The organism is Thalassospira sp. TSL5-1 (assembly GCF_001907695.1).
GTDB lineage: Bacteria > Pseudomonadota > Alphaproteobacteria > Rhodospirillales > Thalassospiraceae > Thalassospira.
Genome location: NZ_KV880638.1, coordinates 1368146 through 1383676, shown reverse-complemented (window position 1 = coordinate 1383676; position 15531 = coordinate 1368146). Strand labels below are relative to the sequence as shown.

The following is a 15531-nucleotide window of genomic DNA, read 5'->3' as shown; positions in this document are numbered from 1 at the left end:
ACCATTATCTACAGCCTTTCAATCACATATTCATGGCGTGCCAGTGCCGGGTCCGCATCGCAATGGGGTACCGCGCCAAAAATATCGCCAAGGATACGGCGGAAACTTTCCCGCTCGGTGCTCCATTGCAAAATATCAGGATGCAGGCGCAGCCGCACCCCGCCCATTGGTCGGTGGCGCATTTCGGCGGCAAGACCGCGCAACACCCTATTTGCCGCCGCATCACGGCACAATTTACGCCCCGTGCCCGGCGAAGCCGCCGAATCGCCCTCAAACATCAGCGATGCCAAATCGGCCCCGCTGCGCTGACGGCTTAATTCATATAGGCCGAGGCGGGTAAAACCGCCAATCTGTACCGCACCGCCCGGTTCGGAGGCGAAACCCTGCCTTATTGCATCGTCAAAGGCATCCCGTGCCGCCCGGCCAGGCATCCTGATCGGGTCGATCACCAGCAAACCACCCAAATTGCGCAACCGCACCTGACGGACAATTTCGGCAGCAGCGCGCAAATTAACTTCCAGGTTGCGCCGCGCCGCATTTTGGCCCGGCTGTGCCCCGCCGGCATTTACATCAATGGCACACAGGGCCGTAGTAGCCTCGATCGAAATCCATCCACCGCCGGGTAAGGCAACACGCGGTGAAAGCGCACCCTCCAGCGCGGCGTCAACACCTTCCTGGTCAAACAGCAGCGATTCGCCCTTATGTGCCCTAAAGGCCGCATCGCTGGCCCCATGTGCGCGCAACACACCGCGCAGGCGAATATATTCCGCCGCCCCATCGACAATACATGACCCACCAGCCAGGATATGATGTTCGATTAATTGATCAACGTCAGAAGGTGCCTGAAAAACCAAAACCGGGCGCGTGGCATTCTTTTGCGCACCAACCGCCTTATGCCAGATCGCCCGAAGCCTTGAAAACTCGCCGCGCAGGGCATCATCATCCCAGCTCGCCGCCACTGTCCGCAAGGTCACACTTTCACCCTGTAGGGCCACTGCTTTCAGGGTTGTCGCAAGGTGATCGCGTATTTGCGGGTCGGTAATTTTACGGGGAATATCAATAATACCGCCGGCGGGGCGCAGGATCATGCCCGCCCCTTCAATGGCGATACGGCCGGTCAGTTTCGGCCCCTTGTCTTCAAAGCCAAGGCGCGAAACCTGTACAATCACCCATTGCCCTTCATGGACCGGGCCATCAATACGGTCCAGCGGCAACAGGCCATCGTCACTGCCATCCAGCACCACCATCGCCGCACCCATTTCCGGCATCACGCGCGAGATGCGACCGATATGAATATCAAAACGGCGCGGTCCCCCGCGATCCAGCCAAATGCGGCTGACACGGTCGTTTTCCAGCAGGGCAACCCGGCGTTCGTCGGCCACCGCATCAATCAGTAAAAGCCTGTCGTCCGCCCTGCCCGGCATCTGCATGGTTATCCGGCCTCCGGTATGTATCCCAGCCCGCGTAACAAAGCATCGGCATCATACAGCGACAGGCCAACAACATTGCTATAGGAACCCAAAATCTTGCGCACAAACACCGCTGCCAGACCCTGAATGGCATAAGCCCCGGCCTTGCCCTGCCATTCATCGCTGGCAAGGTAACGATTGATGTCGCCTTCATTAAGGTTGCGGAAAATCACCTGGGTTTCCACCACCCGTGATCGCAGGGTGCCATCGGGCGCAATCACACTCACACCGCCATAAACCCGATGCCGCCGCCCCGACAGCATTTTTAAAAAACGGCGCGCTTCTGCCACGTCTTCGGGTTTGCCCAGGGCACGCTGCCCGCAGGCAACCACCGTATCGGCGGCCAGCACAAAGGCCCCGTCATGGGCATTGGCAACGGCCTTTGCCTTTTCCTCGGCAAGGCGCAGGGCCAGACGACGCGGGCTTTCATCCTTTAGCGGAGTTTCATCAATATCGGCCGGCGCAATGGCGGCGGGTGTAATACCGATCTGGGTTAAAAGCTCTACCCGCCGGGGCGAAGCCGATGCCAGAACAAGCTTGGATGAAACAGATGAAGACAAATGACGGCTCCCGATTGGCAAAACAGACGCGGTGCGCACCTTAAAACGATTTGGCAAAAAATGCCCCAAAACAGACAAATGCCGCCAGATCAGGGATCATGCGGCATTGCGTCGATTTACACAGGCAGACTCATCACGGTTTGACGGGTATCACATACCCAAAGCCGCCTTTACATAAAAGGCGGCCCCAAACCGGAATAACATGTGCAGATTATTTGAAGCGGAAAGTGATCCGACCCTTGGTCAAATCATAGGGCGTCATTTCCACGCTAACGCGGTCGCCTGCCAGAACGCGAATACGGTTTTTCCGCATCTTGCCCGAAGTATGGGCGAGAATTTCGTGATCATTGTCCAGCTTCACGCGGAACATCGCGTTGGGCAGAAGTTCCGTAACGGTGCCCTGAAACTCGATAACGTCTTCTTTAGCCATGTGACTCCTAAACTTTTGTGCTGCAACACCAAATACCGGTTGGCGCAAACTGCGCCGATCACGCGAAAAGGTCAAGCCCTTTCACGTGTCACACAGTGCGCCCCGGCAATGCGGTACGTGCATGTTTCACCTAATATAGGTAGCATAAGGTGATATTGCCACCTCTATTGCCAAGCCCTCTGACGGGATCATCCATGAAAAAAGTTCTCACCCCTGACCAATTCCCCAAAATCCGCCCCGCGATTGCCCAGGATACCGGCCATATCCTGGCGATGTTACGCGAAATTGCCCGCGTGACAGACAGCCTGGATAAATTTGTCAGCACCAAAGAAGACATATTGCGGGACGGATTTGGCGACAATCCGGCTTTTCACGCCCTGATCGGCGAAACCGAAGAGGGCAAGCCCCTTGCCATGTGCCTGTATTTTGACAGCTATTCCACCTTTCGCGGCAAGGCAGGCATTTATATTCAGGATTTATATGTGGATTCGTCCCTGCGGGGCGGCGGCTTTGCCCGGTATCTGTTTTCCCACGTTGCCGCCCATGCCAGACGCACCAACCGCCACTATATCCGCCTGTCGGTCGATGCCGAAAACATGACCGGGCAAAAATTTTACAACAAAATAGGAATGCGCGCCGCCGTGAATGAACGCATTTTCGTGCTCGACGGGGCCTCGCTAAATTCGTTGGCGGCTGAAGCCGAACTGATGGAATAATCATCCCCGCATCAGGGGCCAGCCGCAAAGGATGAACCCTGAGCAGAAAGAACAGCCTAAAATCGGGGCGCTGGTGCCAGCGGAAAACGTTCCAGAATGCGTTTTTGCAATTGATCCCGCACCTGACGATAGGCTTCCAGCCGGGTTTCGCGTGTGCCCTCGATCAAGGTGGCGTCAAAGGTATTCCAGAATTCGACATCACAGGCCATCGTGCGGGTCATTTCGACGGCACGGTGCTGGGCCTCCGGCGAGAGGGTGACGATCAAATCAAAAAAGCCGTCTTCCAGTTCGTCAAAGGTTTTGGGCTTGTAACTGGAAATATCAAGGCCGATTTCATCCATCACGGCCACAGCAAAACCATCCAGGTTGCCCGCACGCAAGCCGCAACATTCGACATATACCCGGCTGCCGTGGAAATGCCGCATCAATGTGGCCGCCATTATCGAACGGACAGCATTATAACTGCAGGCAAACAATACGGCACCGGGAATATCCTGCGCCACTGGCCGTTACCCTCGAATGTGAAGAACACAAATCAGGGTAAATAGTCGCCGGGCGGTGTTGTCATCAATCACCACCTTGTCTGCCAGCAACTCGCGCAATTGTTCCGACCCTTCATTATGCAGCCCCCGGCGCGCCATATCGATGGTTTCGATCTGGGCGGCAGATGCCTTTTTGATCGCGTCATAATAACTTTCGCAAATCATGAAATAATCCTTCACGATTCGGCGAAACGGTGTAAGCGGCAACACAATGGTGGTCAGGTTTTCATCGTCATTGTCGCCGCGCACATCCATATAGATGCGATTGTCTTCGATGCGCATATGCACCGAATAGGGGCCAACAAAATCACCCACCGGGGCAAAGTGGTTTTCTTCCAGAAGGTCATAAATCGCCACCGCCTGTTCGTGCTCCACTTCCGGGCGGCGACGGATTGTGTATTTCTGGTCAAGATATATGCCGGCGATACACTGGTTGTTTTCGGTGTCTGCCATCATCTTTTCCCCTATCCCCGGTTGGGTGCATTTCATGCTGTGATGCAATAACCTTACATGCGGTTGGACCGGATCGCCACAGAAAGTCCATGCGCCTGCAAACCTTCGCTTTGCGCAAGGGCAATTGCCGCCGGGCCGATTTTGGCCAGGCTTTCGGGCGTACATTTAATCAGCGATGACCGCTTGACAAAATCCAGCACCCCAAGACCCGAGGAAAACCGCGCCGAACGGGCGGTTGGCAATACATGGTTTGGCCCGGCAACATAATCGCCAATCGCTTCGGGCGTATAACGGCCCAGAAAGATCGCCCCGGCATGATGAATTTTTTCGGCCAAGGCGTCCGGGTCATCAACAGCAAGTTCAAGATGCTCCGGTGCCAGGCGGTCCACCAGGGCCGGCGCCTGGTCCAGATTTTCCACCAGCACAACCGCACCAAAATCACGCCAGCTGGCCCCGGCAATTTCGGCGCGCGGCAGGGTTTCCAGATGCACATCAATCGCCTTTTGCACCGCATTGGCAAAATCGGCATCATCGGTAATTAAAATCGATTGTGCGACCGGGTCGTGTTCCGCCTGCGACAGCAAATCAGCCGCCACCCAGGACGGGTCATTGCTGCCATCGGCCACAACCAAAATTTCCGACGGACCGGCAATCATATCAATGCCAACCTGGCCGAAAACACGGCGCTTGGCCGCCGCAACAAAGGCATTACCCGGGCCGACAATTTTATCAACCGGCCGGATCGTTTCGGTGCCATAGGCAAGGGCGGCCACTGCCTGCGCCCCACCAATACGGTAAATTTCATCGACCCCGGCAATGCGGGCCGCTGCCAGCACCAGCGGGTTCATTTTATTATCAGGTGTCGGTACCACCATCACCAGGCGTTCCACCCCGGCAACCTTGGCCGGGATCGCATTCATCAACACCGATGACGGATAAGATGCCAGCCCGCCGGGCACATAAAGCCCCGCCGCCGTTACCGGCCGCCAGCGCCAGCCCAGCTCCACACCGCTGTCATCGGTATAGCGTTCATCAGCCGGCATTTGCTTTTCATGATAGGCACGAATGCGGGTGGCGGCGGTTTTAAGCGACTCGAGCAGCGACGGTTCAATATCCGAAATCGCCAAATCCACTTCTTCGCGCGTTACGGCCATGCCCTGGGCATCCATCGACAGGCGGTCAAAGCGGTTGGTGTATTCGACAACGGCGGCATCACCACGCTTGCGCACATCGGCAATAATATCGGCAACGGCGGCATCCACATCGGCATCCGCCTCGCGCTTCATGCCCAAAAGTTTGACGAATTCTTCCTCAAAGGCGGGATCGGTTATCGATAATTTAATCGGCATGGCGCACCTCGGAGAAACGGTCAATCAATGGCTGAATTTCGGTCGGACGGGTTTTAAGGGCGGCCCGATTCACAATCAGACGCGAGGTAATATCGGCAATATGCTCGATCTCGCGCAGGCCATTGGCAACCAGGGTATTGCCCGTCGAAACAAGGTCTACAATCCGGCGGCACAGGCCCAGCGTCGGGGCCAGTTCCATTGCACCATTCAGCTTGATACATTCGGCCTGTACACCACGGGCGGCAAAATGATTGCGCGTGACATTGGGGTATTTGGTCGCCACCCGCACATGCGACCAGCGCGACGGATCATCCCCCTCGATCATTTCTTCGGGTTCGGCAACGGCCAGGCGGCAATAGCCAATCCCCAGATCCAGCGGCGCATAAATTTCGGAATAATCAAATTCCATCAACACATCATTGCCGCAAACGCCAATATGGGCCGCGCCAAAGGCCACAAAGGTGGCAACGTCAAAGCTGCGCACGCGAATGATATCGATATTCGGATGGTTGGTAGCAAAACGCAACGCACGGGATTTCGGATCATCAAATGCGGCTTCAGGCTCGATGCCTGCAGCCCGCACCAGGGGCATTACCTCTTCAAGAATGCGTCCCTTGGGCAGGGCCAGCACCAGCTTTGCGTCATCAGTCATCAATCAGTCGCCTTGCGCTTTGTTGTCTTGCTGCGGCCTGCCATTCCGTTCTGCCAGGCGCAATAAATATTCGCGTCATACTATGCCCGCCCCAAACGGGACGGGCTTTTATCTTTATCACGGTGTCACAAAATTATTCGCGCACACGCTCAATCTTGGCCCCACATGCGGCCAGCTTTTCTTCCAGGCGTTCATAACCACGATCCAGGTGATAAACACGGTTGATCACGGTTTCACCCTCGCCTGCCAGTCCGGCCAGCACCATCGAAACCGATGCGCGAAGGTCAGTCGCCATGACTTCGGCACCCGAAAGTTTGGCACTGCCGCGCACAATGGCGGACCGGCCATGCACATTAATGTCAGCCCCCATACGGCTCAGTTCCGGGACGTGCATGAAACGGTTTTCAAAAATAGTTTCCGTAATCATCGAGGCCCCATTGGCAACCGTCATCAGGGCCATGAACTGCGCCTGCATGTCGGTCGGAAAACCGGGATAGGGCTCTGTCATCACATCCACCCCTTTCAGGGTGGCGCGGTTACCCCGCACGATCATGCCATCGTCGGTTTCGGTAATTTCAATACCGGCCTGGCGCAGCGCATCAATCAACGAGCTGATCAGCGAAACCCGTGTTCCCACAAGCTCAATTTCGCCGCCCGTAATGGCCGCCGCAATGGCATAGGTGCCGGTTTCAATACGGTCCGGCACAACCGAATATTCCGCCCCGTGCAGGCGCGGCTTGCCAGTGATTTTTAGGGTATCGGTACCAATGCCTTCAATTTCCGCCCCCATTGCCACCAGGCAATGGGCCAAATCGGCAACTTCGGGCTCGCGCGCTGCATTGGCAATGGTGGTCACACCATCGGCAAGGGAAGCGGCCATAATGGCATTTTCGGTCGCCCCCACAGAAACCTGCGGGAACAGGACATGCCCGCCTTTAAGGCCTTCAGGCGCACGCGCCTCAATATAGCCCTCGGTCAAATGGATTTCGGCCCCCATCGCTTCGAGCGCCTTGAGGTGCAAATCAACCGGCCGGTTGCCAATGGCACAGCCACCAGGCAACGACACGCGGGCAATCCCACAACGTGCAACCAAAGGCCCCAACACCAAAACCGATGCCCGCATTTTACGCACCAGATCATAAGGTGCGGTTGTCGAGGCGATTTCCCGAGCCTGCATATCCAGCACACGCCCGGTATGCCCGCCATTGGGGGCATTGCCATCCATATGCAGCGCCACACCATGCTGGCTTAACAATTTTGCCATCGATGTGATGTCATCAAGATGGGGCAAGTTGCTTAATGTCAGGGTTTCATCCGTCAAAAGGGCTGCGGCCATCAGCGGAAGGGCGGCATTTTTGGCCCCGCCGATTGCGATTTTGCCCTGCAGACGGCGGCCACCGGAAATCTTGATTTTGTCCATTCAATCCTCGTTAAACCGTGCAGCGCACGGCGTGCTTGATATTGGCGTGATGCAGCCCTGTCACAGACGCGGCAGGGTCACACCCTTTTGTCCCATATATTTCCCGGCACGGTCGGCATATGACGTGTCACATTCCGCCTCGGCCTTTAGAAAAATAAACTGACATGCCCCTTCATTGGCATAAATGCGGGCCGGAAGCGGCGTGGTATTTGAAAATTCCAGCGTCACATGCCCTTCCCATTCCGGTTCAAGCGGCGTGACATTAACGATGATGCCGCAGCGGGCATAAGTCGATTTCCCCAGACAGATCACCAGCGTGTCGCGCGGAATACGGAAATATTCAACGGTGCGCGCCAAGGCAAAACTGTTGGGCGGAATTACGCAAACATCGGTTTTACGGTTAACGAATCCCTGGTCTGAAAATTCCTTGGGATCGACAATTGCCGAATCGACATTGGTGAAAATCTTGAACTCGTCCGCCACCCGGGCATCATAGCCATAGGAACTCACCCCATAGGAAATGACACCGTCACGTTTGAAACCATCAACAAATGGCTCAATCATGCCTTTTTCCTGCGCCATCTGGCGTATCCAGTGATCAGGCCTTACCGACATAGTCCCACCTCCGCCAAAACGAATTTCGATACCATCAAGGTTTTACCCGCCCCTGCCCTGCAAGATCAACCAGACGATGCCTTTATCCCCGGCAAAGCCCGATTTTTTCTCTCGCCCGCGCCATTTCCCCGCCAATGGCGGTTAAATCGGGGCAAAGAACGCATTTGGGCTCTGGTTTATGCGCCGCTTTCATTCTCGTTTTTGTCGGCATCATCTGCCGGGGTTTCTTCCTTGCGTCCGCGTTGCTGCTGCTTGCGACGGGCCAGATTGGCACGCAGGGCCTCGGCTTCGCGCTTCAAACGCTGGGGGGACGGAATGGGTTTGGCCTGTTTTTTCTTTTCAGTCATGATCACTTCTGGTCGTTGAACGGGTCGGAAACAAGCAGGTCAATCCGCGCGAAACATACACGATAAGGTGTCAAAATAACGGCTATCGGCAGCCGGTTTAAAAAGGTGCATATTTCGGGCTTGACCAGACGCTAGGCAGTAGCCTATAACCCGCCCGCACCGCAAGGGTTCTTGCTGCCGTAGCTCAGGGGTAGAGCACTCCCTTGGTAAGGGAGAGGTCGAGAGTTCAAATCTCTCCGGCAGCACCATTTGCCCAAAACCGGCCTGTTACAGGCTGCCGTAGCTCAGGGGTAGAGCACTCCCTTGGTAAGGGAGAGGTCGAGAGTTCAAATCTCTCCGGCAGCACCATTTTCCAGACATCATGGCTTTTAATAACATTCGATTTGATCAATCGAACGATTGTTATATTGCGTCCAGAAGGTAGCTTTTTCCTACCCCTTTAGGACAATCGGCAAATTCTTCTCCCCCCTTTTTTGCGATATTTGGCATCTGATACCCCGATAACACCTGCAAATAGCGGCATATGGTTTGCATAAACACCAGCAATTTCATTGTTTGGGAAAGGCAGAACCATGTCTGTTATCGATTCCGTTTCCAGCACATCCTATTCCGGCGCATCCAAATCAACGAACGGGACGTCCGGAAATGGCAATTCGTTCGCCGAAAATTTTGATTTCAGCGAAGAAATGTATTCCGACCCGGCAATGCGCCCCTATCTGGAACAATATTACGAAAAAGCCTATGCGCCGATGCGAGAACGGATCGCGGGCATGCGGAAAGACAACCATGAACCCGTTACGTTCACGGATTCCAACGGCAATGTCGCAACCGAACTTTCAGCTGACCAATACGAAAAAATGATTCCCAGCTTTGATAAATGGCTGGAAGTCCAACAGCAATTTTCGCCCTTCGATTTCGAGCAACAACAGGCGGCGATGCTGGAACATGCCAAACAGTCCGTCGCAACACTGGAAGCAAGAAATCCCGATTCACAGTCCGATGTCCGGGTCGTATTTTCCAACGGCAACCAGATTTTGGGATATATGGACAGTGCGGGCGGCGTTGCATCACATAGCGGCGGATATGCCTTACAGAACATCGTTCAAAAAGCCAATGATATGGGCCTGCGCGGCCAGGCCCGCCAGGATTACATCACCCGTGAGGGAACGGCACTTCTGTCAAAACAATATCCCAATCTCACCGTCAACCGATACACCGACGAAACCGCCCCGACACGGCGCGAGTTTTCACAAAAATGGTATCCCGACCACGATGTTGACCAGAGCTACGCCTCAGCCCTTGCCGATGCGCGCGACAATCTGACCAAACAACAAAGCCAGTATGACCGCATGCAATCCAACATGCGCGACATGCAGAATTTCCTGCTCGGCTTAATGGAGCAAAGTGCGGCTTAACCCCGAAGACGCAAACCGTTTTAAAACAAAACAGGCACGGCTGCATCATCCACAACCGTGCCTGAAAGATGTTTGACCGGGTAAAACCCTTAGCCATAAAATTCGCGGTACCAATCGACAAAATTGCCAATGCCGGTTTCAATCGATGTTTCGGGTTTAAAACCCACCGCATCAATCAGGGCATCAACATCGGCATAGGTGGCAGGTACGTCGCCGGGCTGCATGGGCAGCAGGTTTTTTTGTGCTTTCTGGCCCAACTTGTCTTCCAGCGTTTCGATCATGTGCATCAGCTCGACCGGGCTGTTATTGCCGATATTAAACACCCGATACGGGGCAGAACTGCTGGCCGGGTCCGGGCTCGCCGGGTTCCAGTTTGGGTTAGGTTGGGCGATGGTGGAAATGCAGCGATACACCCCTTCAACAATATCGTCGATATAGGTAAAATCGCGGCGCATTTTGCCTTGGTTGAACACATCAATCGGCCGGCCTTCCAGAATGGCCTTGGTAAACAGAAATAACGCCATATCCGGCCGCCCCCACGGGCCATAAACCGTAAAAAAGCGCAAACCCGTTGTCGGCAGGCGATAAAGATGACTGTAGGTGTGGGCCATCAATTCGTTGGCCTTTTTCGATGCGGCATACAGGCTGATGGGATGGTCAACATTGTGATGCACGGAAAAGGGCATTTCCGTGTTCATGCCATAAACCGAACTGCTGGACGCATAGACCAGATGCTTAACGCCATTATGGCGGCAGCCTTCCAGAATATTGGTAAAACCAACCAGATTGGCATCGATATAGGCATGCGGATTGGTCAGCGAATAACGCACCCCGGCCTGTGCCGCCAGATTAACGACGTAAGCCGGTTTTTCGCGTGCAAACAAATCGGCAATCCCGTCACGGTCTTCCAGATCCATCCGCACGAAACGAAAGCCTTCGCGTCCTTCAAGACGGGCCAGACGGGCTTCCTTCAGCGTGACATCGTAATAATCATTCACGTTATCAAGGCCGATAACCTTGTTGCCCTGATCAAGCAATTTGTGGCTAAGATGCGATCCGATAAAACCGGCAGCACCCGTCACGAGCACGGTCTCATCGGCAGGAATTACAAACGAACTCATATGAAATACCCTGTCTTTTCGGTCTCGCCACACAAGGAAGACGACAAATCCGGTTAATGTATAACAATATATGAGCAGACCAATGCCTGCCCTTGGGGAAGTTGCCTTCTGATCTAGCAGTGCCCCAGACAAGGTGCAAGCTTTTGCCCGCCACAGGATAACAAATGCCTGTGTTCGCCATCACAAGACTTTTTGTCAAAAATGCGTTATGGTTGCAAAATGTGAGGCTGAACATGAGACAAGAGGTTTTTAGGCGATTATGACCGTTCCTGGCGGCGTCATCACCAACGCACGCAGCGGGCATTTGGGCATTGTGCTCAATGTCCGTGAAGTTGCGCGCACGGCAAATGGCGATGTGCTGACGGAATTTGAAGCCACCGAAATCGCATCCCCTGGTAAAACCGCCACAGATGGTGGCGCATATAGCGGCATCCATGCCGAGCAAACCCGCCCGGTTCACGCCAGCACCCTGACTGCCGCGCAAGCGCGCGAAGGCGGCATTTCCAACGCGGAATATCAAAAGGCGCGCGATGCCGCCAATCATAATGGCGCAGGTGGCACCAACGACCCGGCAAAGTCACTATCGGAAATGAGTGACGCCGAAAGGGCCGAAGTCGCCCGCCTGCAGGCACGGGATTCGGCCGTAAAGCAGGAAGAAAAAGGCCACGCTGCCGCCGCAGGGCAATATGCCTCTGCCCCGCAATATCAATATACCATCGGCCCGGATGGCAAGGCTTACGCCATTGGCGGCCATGTGGATGTCAGCATCCCGCAGGGTGGCTCGGCAGATAACAATCGTTCGGCACTTGCTGCACTTCAAAATGCAGCCCTGTCGCCCAATGCCCCCTCCGGGGCGGATATGGCAGCCTTCCGTCAGGCAACCATGCTTCTGGGCGCAACGGCGTCGGCGCCATCAACGGATACCAGCAAACCCGGTTCTAAAAATGATGCTGTAAAGCAAAACGGCGAAATCCAGGCGGGCGACAGGTCGGGTCAAGTTCCAAGCCCGGATAAAAATGCCATCAAATGGCAAGAGGCTCTAAACGCCTATAACCAGACAGGAACCTCGTCTGATCGCTCAGGCGATATCTCAGAGAGCGACTCCCCTTTTTCTTCACTCACAGCATCAAGCCCAAAGTCACACAATGATCGCGGATCAATTTTCAACCAAAACGCGTAAAATCAAAATCCTGCATTTAATCCAGCCACCTGCTTGCGACCTTCCTATACTTCCACATTATTCTGATGTCGAAGAGGCTGATTTTCTTTAGGCTTATATCCTTCGTAAGTATACTGTGTCATCACTGTATAACCTGCATCCGTTTGACAGCGGTGAGGTTTTATTTAATTCTACGTGCGCACTTGGTAAAAGTGCGTTTTGGTAAAATGAACAATATTGCACCGCCAAACACTTCCCAAATGTTGCGGTGCCAGATATGTAGATGTAATGACTTTCCGCATATCAAAGAAAGAATATGGCAAATAACATGAACATCCTGCTTGCGGACGACCACGATCTTGTCAGGGATGGCATCACGTCATTTCTGCACACTGCGGCACCTGATGTCACAGTTGCCCAGGCAAAAGACTTTGCCGAGGCCCTGGCAATTGTAAATGGTGAGCAACCGATTGATCTGACCATTCTTGATCTGAACATGCCGGGCATGAACGGTCTGTCCGGGCTGACGGTCATGCGACAAAAATTCCCCGACGTTCCGGTCGTCATCCTTTCAGGGTCGGTTAAACGTAGCGATGTTTTGAACGCGCTGGAACATGGCGCATCGGGCTATCTGCCCAAAACACTCTCGGGCAAATCCCTGATCAACGCGCTGCGCCTGGTGCTTTCAGGTGAAAAATACATTCCGTCGGCTTTGCTGGAAGATGATGGCGGCACCATTCGCCCCGGCGAAATCGACCTGGATGGCCTGGAGCCTGATAACCCCCTGCGACAGCTTACCAATCGCGAACGCGAAGTTCTGGCCCTGCTGACCAAGGGCCTGTCGAACAAGGAAATCGCCAAGCAGCTCAGCGTGCGTGAAATCACCGTCAAGGTGCATCTGACCGGCATTTTCAAAAAACTGGGTGCAGCCAACCGTACCCAGGCCGTCAAAATCGCCATGCAGCTTGGCTGGGAAGCCTGATAAGCCTGTAAGCCATCCAAAAGACCAGGACCGTTGATCATACCACCCGTCAAAAAAGCAGGGACCGCACGGTGCCTGCTTTTTTTATCATATAACCCTTACATGGCCTGACAAGGCACCGACGTCCAGCAGCCTATTACCCTCCAAGATCAAGCGCCTGCACCAGTTCATCAATGATCGCGTGAAGTTCTTTTAAATCCAGCGGTTTTGCCATGACCATAACCGGGGCGTCATCGCCGGTATCGTGCGGCATTTCGGCATCGCCCGGATGCCCCGTCATGACGATCACCGGCAACATCGGGTTGCGGTCGCGCATTTGCCGGATCAACTGGTTGCCATCCATTTGCGGCATCCGAATATCGGTAATCAGAATATCCGGAGCAATCACCCCGGCAATGGCCAGGGCATCAGCCCCGTCATTGGCGGCACTTACGGCATAGCCCTGCCCCTCAAGATAGGCCGAGATGATTTCCATTGCATCAATTTCGTCATCAACCACCATGATGCGGATGTTACGCCGCCGGGCAACTTTATCCGGGTCGCTGTGATAACGCTGGCGCGAAGCGGCATCAACATCATCAGGCGCGGCAGGCTCTATTGTCTGACCGATATTTACGGCTGGCAAAATAATCTCGAAACAGGCGCCGTCCCCTTCATTGCGGGCTTCAATTTCGCCGCCCATGCCTTCGATAATCCCGTAGCTGACCGACAGGCCAAGCCCGGTCCCCTTGCCCACATCCTTGGTGGTGAAAAAGGGATGAAAAATCAGATCAATCGCATCCTGCGGGATGCCACCGCCATTATCGTTAACCGCAATGCGCAACAATTCATTTTCCGTATCAACTGTCGCCGTCACCCGGATCAAACCGCCCGCATTGCCAAAATCCTCATGGCTTTCGACAATTGCATCGCGCGAATTGGTCAACATATTGACCAAAACCTGTTCAAGCTGCACCAAACGCCCCGAAACCTGGCAGGGAATATCGGATACCACCACATCCATCGCAATTCCGGCCAGGTGGCAGTCATGCTCGACCATATTCACCGCCCGCTCGACCGCCTGCATCGGTTCAAACAATTCGAAATCATCTTCGTCCGGGCGGCTATAAACCCGCAAATGACGAATGATTTCGGCCATGCGTTCGGTCTGGCCGCTAATCAGTTCCAGTTTTTCGCACTGAAAGGCCGGGGAAACCTGATCCATTTCATATTGCAGGGCACAGGTATCGGCGGCCATGCGAATCACATTCAGGGGCTGATTCATTTCATGGGCCACCGATGCCGCCATTTCGCCCAGTGTTGCCAGTTTTGATGTCTGCACAAGCTGGCGTTCGATCTTGCGTTTTTCCGTGACATCTTCTGCCACGATCAGCATCGCCGGTGCCCCCTCATGGGTAAAGGCCATGGCAGACACTTCCAGTTCCACCGAAACACCGTCGGTTCGGCGGCACAACACGACAAAATCCGCCCGTCCATTATAGCCACGCGCATAACGATCAATATGTTCCTGGGCAATTTCGTGGCTATCGGGCAGCAACAGGTCGAAAATGCTGATACCCGTCACTGTATCGGGGTCATCAAACCCCAAAATGCTGAGCCCCTGCCGGTTGACATAGGAAATCTTCTCGCCGCTTAAAACGGCAATCAGTTCCGGTGCCAGTTCCACCAGCTTGCGATAACGTTCTTCGCTTTCCTTTAGCGCCTGTTCGGAACGGGAACGTTCAATAGCATAACGGATGGACCGCCGGATCATCCGCCCGTCGGGAAATTCCTTGGTCAGATAATCTTCGGCACCATGCTGCAAGGCATCAAATGCCAGTTCCTCGTCCTTGTGCCCGGTCAGCACGACAATCGGCACCCGGCTATCGGCATCGCGAATGCGGCTGATGGTCTGAACCCCTGAGGAATCGGGCAATGTCAGATCCAGCAATACAACGTCAAACCACTTTTCCTGACTGGGGGCGGAGAGTAATTCCATTGCGCCGGCCAGACTGGTGCGATGTTCGATGTCAAACGTTTCGCCTGCTTCTTCCAGCAGGGTCTGCACCAGAAAGGCATCACCCGGATTATCTTCGACCAGCAAAATGCGAAACCGGTTTTCGTTCATCTGTCCGACACCCCAAAGCCTCTATGCCAACCCGGTCGATACCGGTTGATCTGGTTCCAGCGCCCATCCCGACCATACCGGGGAACGACGCCATTTAGTGCGAATTTCCACAAAAACCGCAACCAATACTGGCAAAAAACGGTTGCCCTTATACGCATACATGTCAGACAACCAATATCATATTTTTCGCAAGT

The 15531-nt window shown here is 54.4% G+C and carries 16 protein-coding genes and 2 tRNA genes; 6 read left to right on the top strand and 12 right to left on the bottom strand.

Annotated elements, in window-relative coordinates:
- Positions 1-8: 8 nt before the first annotated feature.
- The 3 genes from LF95_RS15890 to infA form a co-directional block, all read right to left on the bottom strand.
- Positions 9-1430 (bottom strand): ribonuclease E/G, encoded by a 1422-nt coding sequence (locus tag LF95_RS15890; protein WP_073955975.1) that lies wholly within the window; start codon positions 1428-1430, stop codon positions 9-11.
- Between the two features lie 2 nt (positions 1431-1432).
- Positions 1433-2029: a Maf family protein gene (locus LF95_RS15885; RefSeq protein ID WP_073956336.1), complete on the bottom strand. Its 597-nt coding sequence runs from the start codon at positions 2027-2029 to the stop codon at positions 1433-1435.
- 211 nt (positions 2030-2240) lie between these two features.
- Positions 2241-2459 carry a translation initiation factor IF-1 gene (gene infA, locus LF95_RS15880; protein WP_073955974.1) on the bottom strand — a complete coding sequence of 73 codons (219 nt, stop codon included), beginning with the start codon at positions 2457-2459 and terminating at the stop codon, positions 2241-2243.
- Between the two features lie 194 nt (positions 2460-2653).
- On the opposite strand from infA, the gene LF95_RS15875 reads away from it, so the two are divergent.
- On the top strand, positions 2654-3175 hold the full coding sequence (locus tag LF95_RS15875; protein WP_073955973.1) for a GNAT family N-acetyltransferase: 522 nt from the start codon (positions 2654-2656) through the stop codon (positions 3173-3175).
- A 56-nt stretch (positions 3176-3231) separates the two neighbouring features.
- Here the strand turns inward: LF95_RS15875 and LF95_RS15870 are convergent, their stop codons facing one another.
- The 7 genes from LF95_RS15870 to LF95_RS23000 all read right to left on the bottom strand — a co-directional run bounded on the left by LF95_RS15870 (position 3232) and on the right by LF95_RS23000 (position 8553).
- Positions 3232-3678, bottom strand: coding sequence for an arsenate reductase/protein-tyrosine-phosphatase family protein (locus tag LF95_RS15870; RefSeq protein ID WP_073955972.1), 447 nt, complete (start codon positions 3676-3678; stop codon positions 3232-3234).
- 6 nt (positions 3679-3684) lie between these two features.
- Positions 3685-4170 carry a UPF0262 family protein gene (locus LF95_RS15865; RefSeq protein WP_073956335.1) on the bottom strand — a complete coding sequence of 162 codons (486 nt, stop codon included), beginning with the start codon at positions 4168-4170 and terminating at the stop codon, positions 3685-3687.
- 53 nt (positions 4171-4223) lie between these two features.
- Positions 4224-5519, bottom strand: coding sequence for a histidinol dehydrogenase (gene hisD / locus LF95_RS15860; RefSeq protein WP_073955971.1), 1296 nt, complete (start codon positions 5517-5519; stop codon positions 4224-4226).
- Entirely contained in the window at positions 5509-6171 is a 663-nt protein-coding gene (gene hisG, locus LF95_RS15855; protein ID WP_073955970.1) for an ATP phosphoribosyltransferase, read from the bottom strand. The genes hisD and hisG overlap by 11 nt, the downstream gene beginning before the upstream one ends.
- Positions 6172-6304: 133 nt before the next feature.
- Positions 6305-7591, bottom strand: coding sequence for a UDP-N-acetylglucosamine 1-carboxyvinyltransferase (murA, locus tag LF95_RS15850; RefSeq protein WP_073955969.1), 1287 nt, complete (start codon positions 7589-7591; stop codon positions 6305-6307).
- A gap of 60 nt (positions 7592-7651) precedes the next feature.
- Positions 7652-8206 (bottom strand): dCTP deaminase, encoded by a 555-nt coding sequence (gene dcd, locus LF95_RS15845; protein WP_073955968.1) that lies wholly within the window; start codon positions 8204-8206, stop codon positions 7652-7654.
- A gap of 176 nt (positions 8207-8382) precedes the next feature.
- Positions 8383-8553, bottom strand: coding sequence for a hypothetical protein (locus LF95_RS23000; protein ID WP_168173713.1), 171 nt, complete (start codon positions 8551-8553; stop codon positions 8383-8385).
- Between the two features lie 173 nt (positions 8554-8726).
- On the opposite strand from LF95_RS23000, the gene LF95_RS15840 reads away from it, so the two are divergent.
- From LF95_RS15840 to LF95_RS15830, 3 genes are all read left to right on the top strand, one after another.
- Positions 8727-8801: transfer RNA gene (locus LF95_RS15840), tRNA-Thr, on the top strand.
- 25 nt (positions 8802-8826) lie between these two features.
- Positions 8827-8901: transfer RNA gene (locus LF95_RS15835), tRNA-Thr, on the top strand.
- A 224-nt stretch (positions 8902-9125) separates the two neighbouring features.
- Positions 9126-9968: a hypothetical protein gene (locus tag LF95_RS15830; protein WP_073955967.1), complete on the top strand. Its 843-nt coding sequence runs from the start codon at positions 9126-9128 to the stop codon at positions 9966-9968.
- Positions 9969-10057: 89 nt separating this feature from the next.
- On the opposite strand, the gene LF95_RS15825 is transcribed toward LF95_RS15830, so the two are convergent.
- Positions 10058-11089 (bottom strand): NAD-dependent epimerase, encoded by a 1032-nt coding sequence (locus LF95_RS15825; RefSeq protein WP_073955966.1) that lies wholly within the window; start codon positions 11087-11089, stop codon positions 10058-10060.
- Positions 11090-11348: 259 nt separating this feature from the next.
- Between LF95_RS15825 and LF95_RS15820 the strand changes: the two genes are divergently transcribed.
- Together LF95_RS15820 and LF95_RS15815 are read left to right on the top strand one after the other, a co-directional pair.
- Positions 11349-12269, top strand: coding sequence for a putative metalloprotease CJM1_0395 family protein (locus LF95_RS15820; protein WP_073955965.1), 921 nt, complete (start codon positions 11349-11351; stop codon positions 12267-12269).
- A gap of 307 nt (positions 12270-12576) precedes the next feature.
- Positions 12577-13230, top strand: a complete 654-nt coding sequence (locus LF95_RS15815) for a response regulator (RefSeq protein WP_073956334.1) — start codon at positions 12577-12579, stop codon at positions 13228-13230.
- A gap of 136 nt (positions 13231-13366) precedes the next feature.
- On the opposite strand, the gene LF95_RS15810 is transcribed toward LF95_RS15815, so the two are convergent.
- The gene (locus LF95_RS15810; protein ID WP_073955964.1) at positions 13367-15337 is read right to left on the bottom strand and encodes a response regulator; all 1971 of its coding nucleotides are present in this window, start codon (positions 15335-15337) and stop codon (positions 13367-13369) included.
- Positions 15338-15531 lie beyond the last annotated feature (194 nt).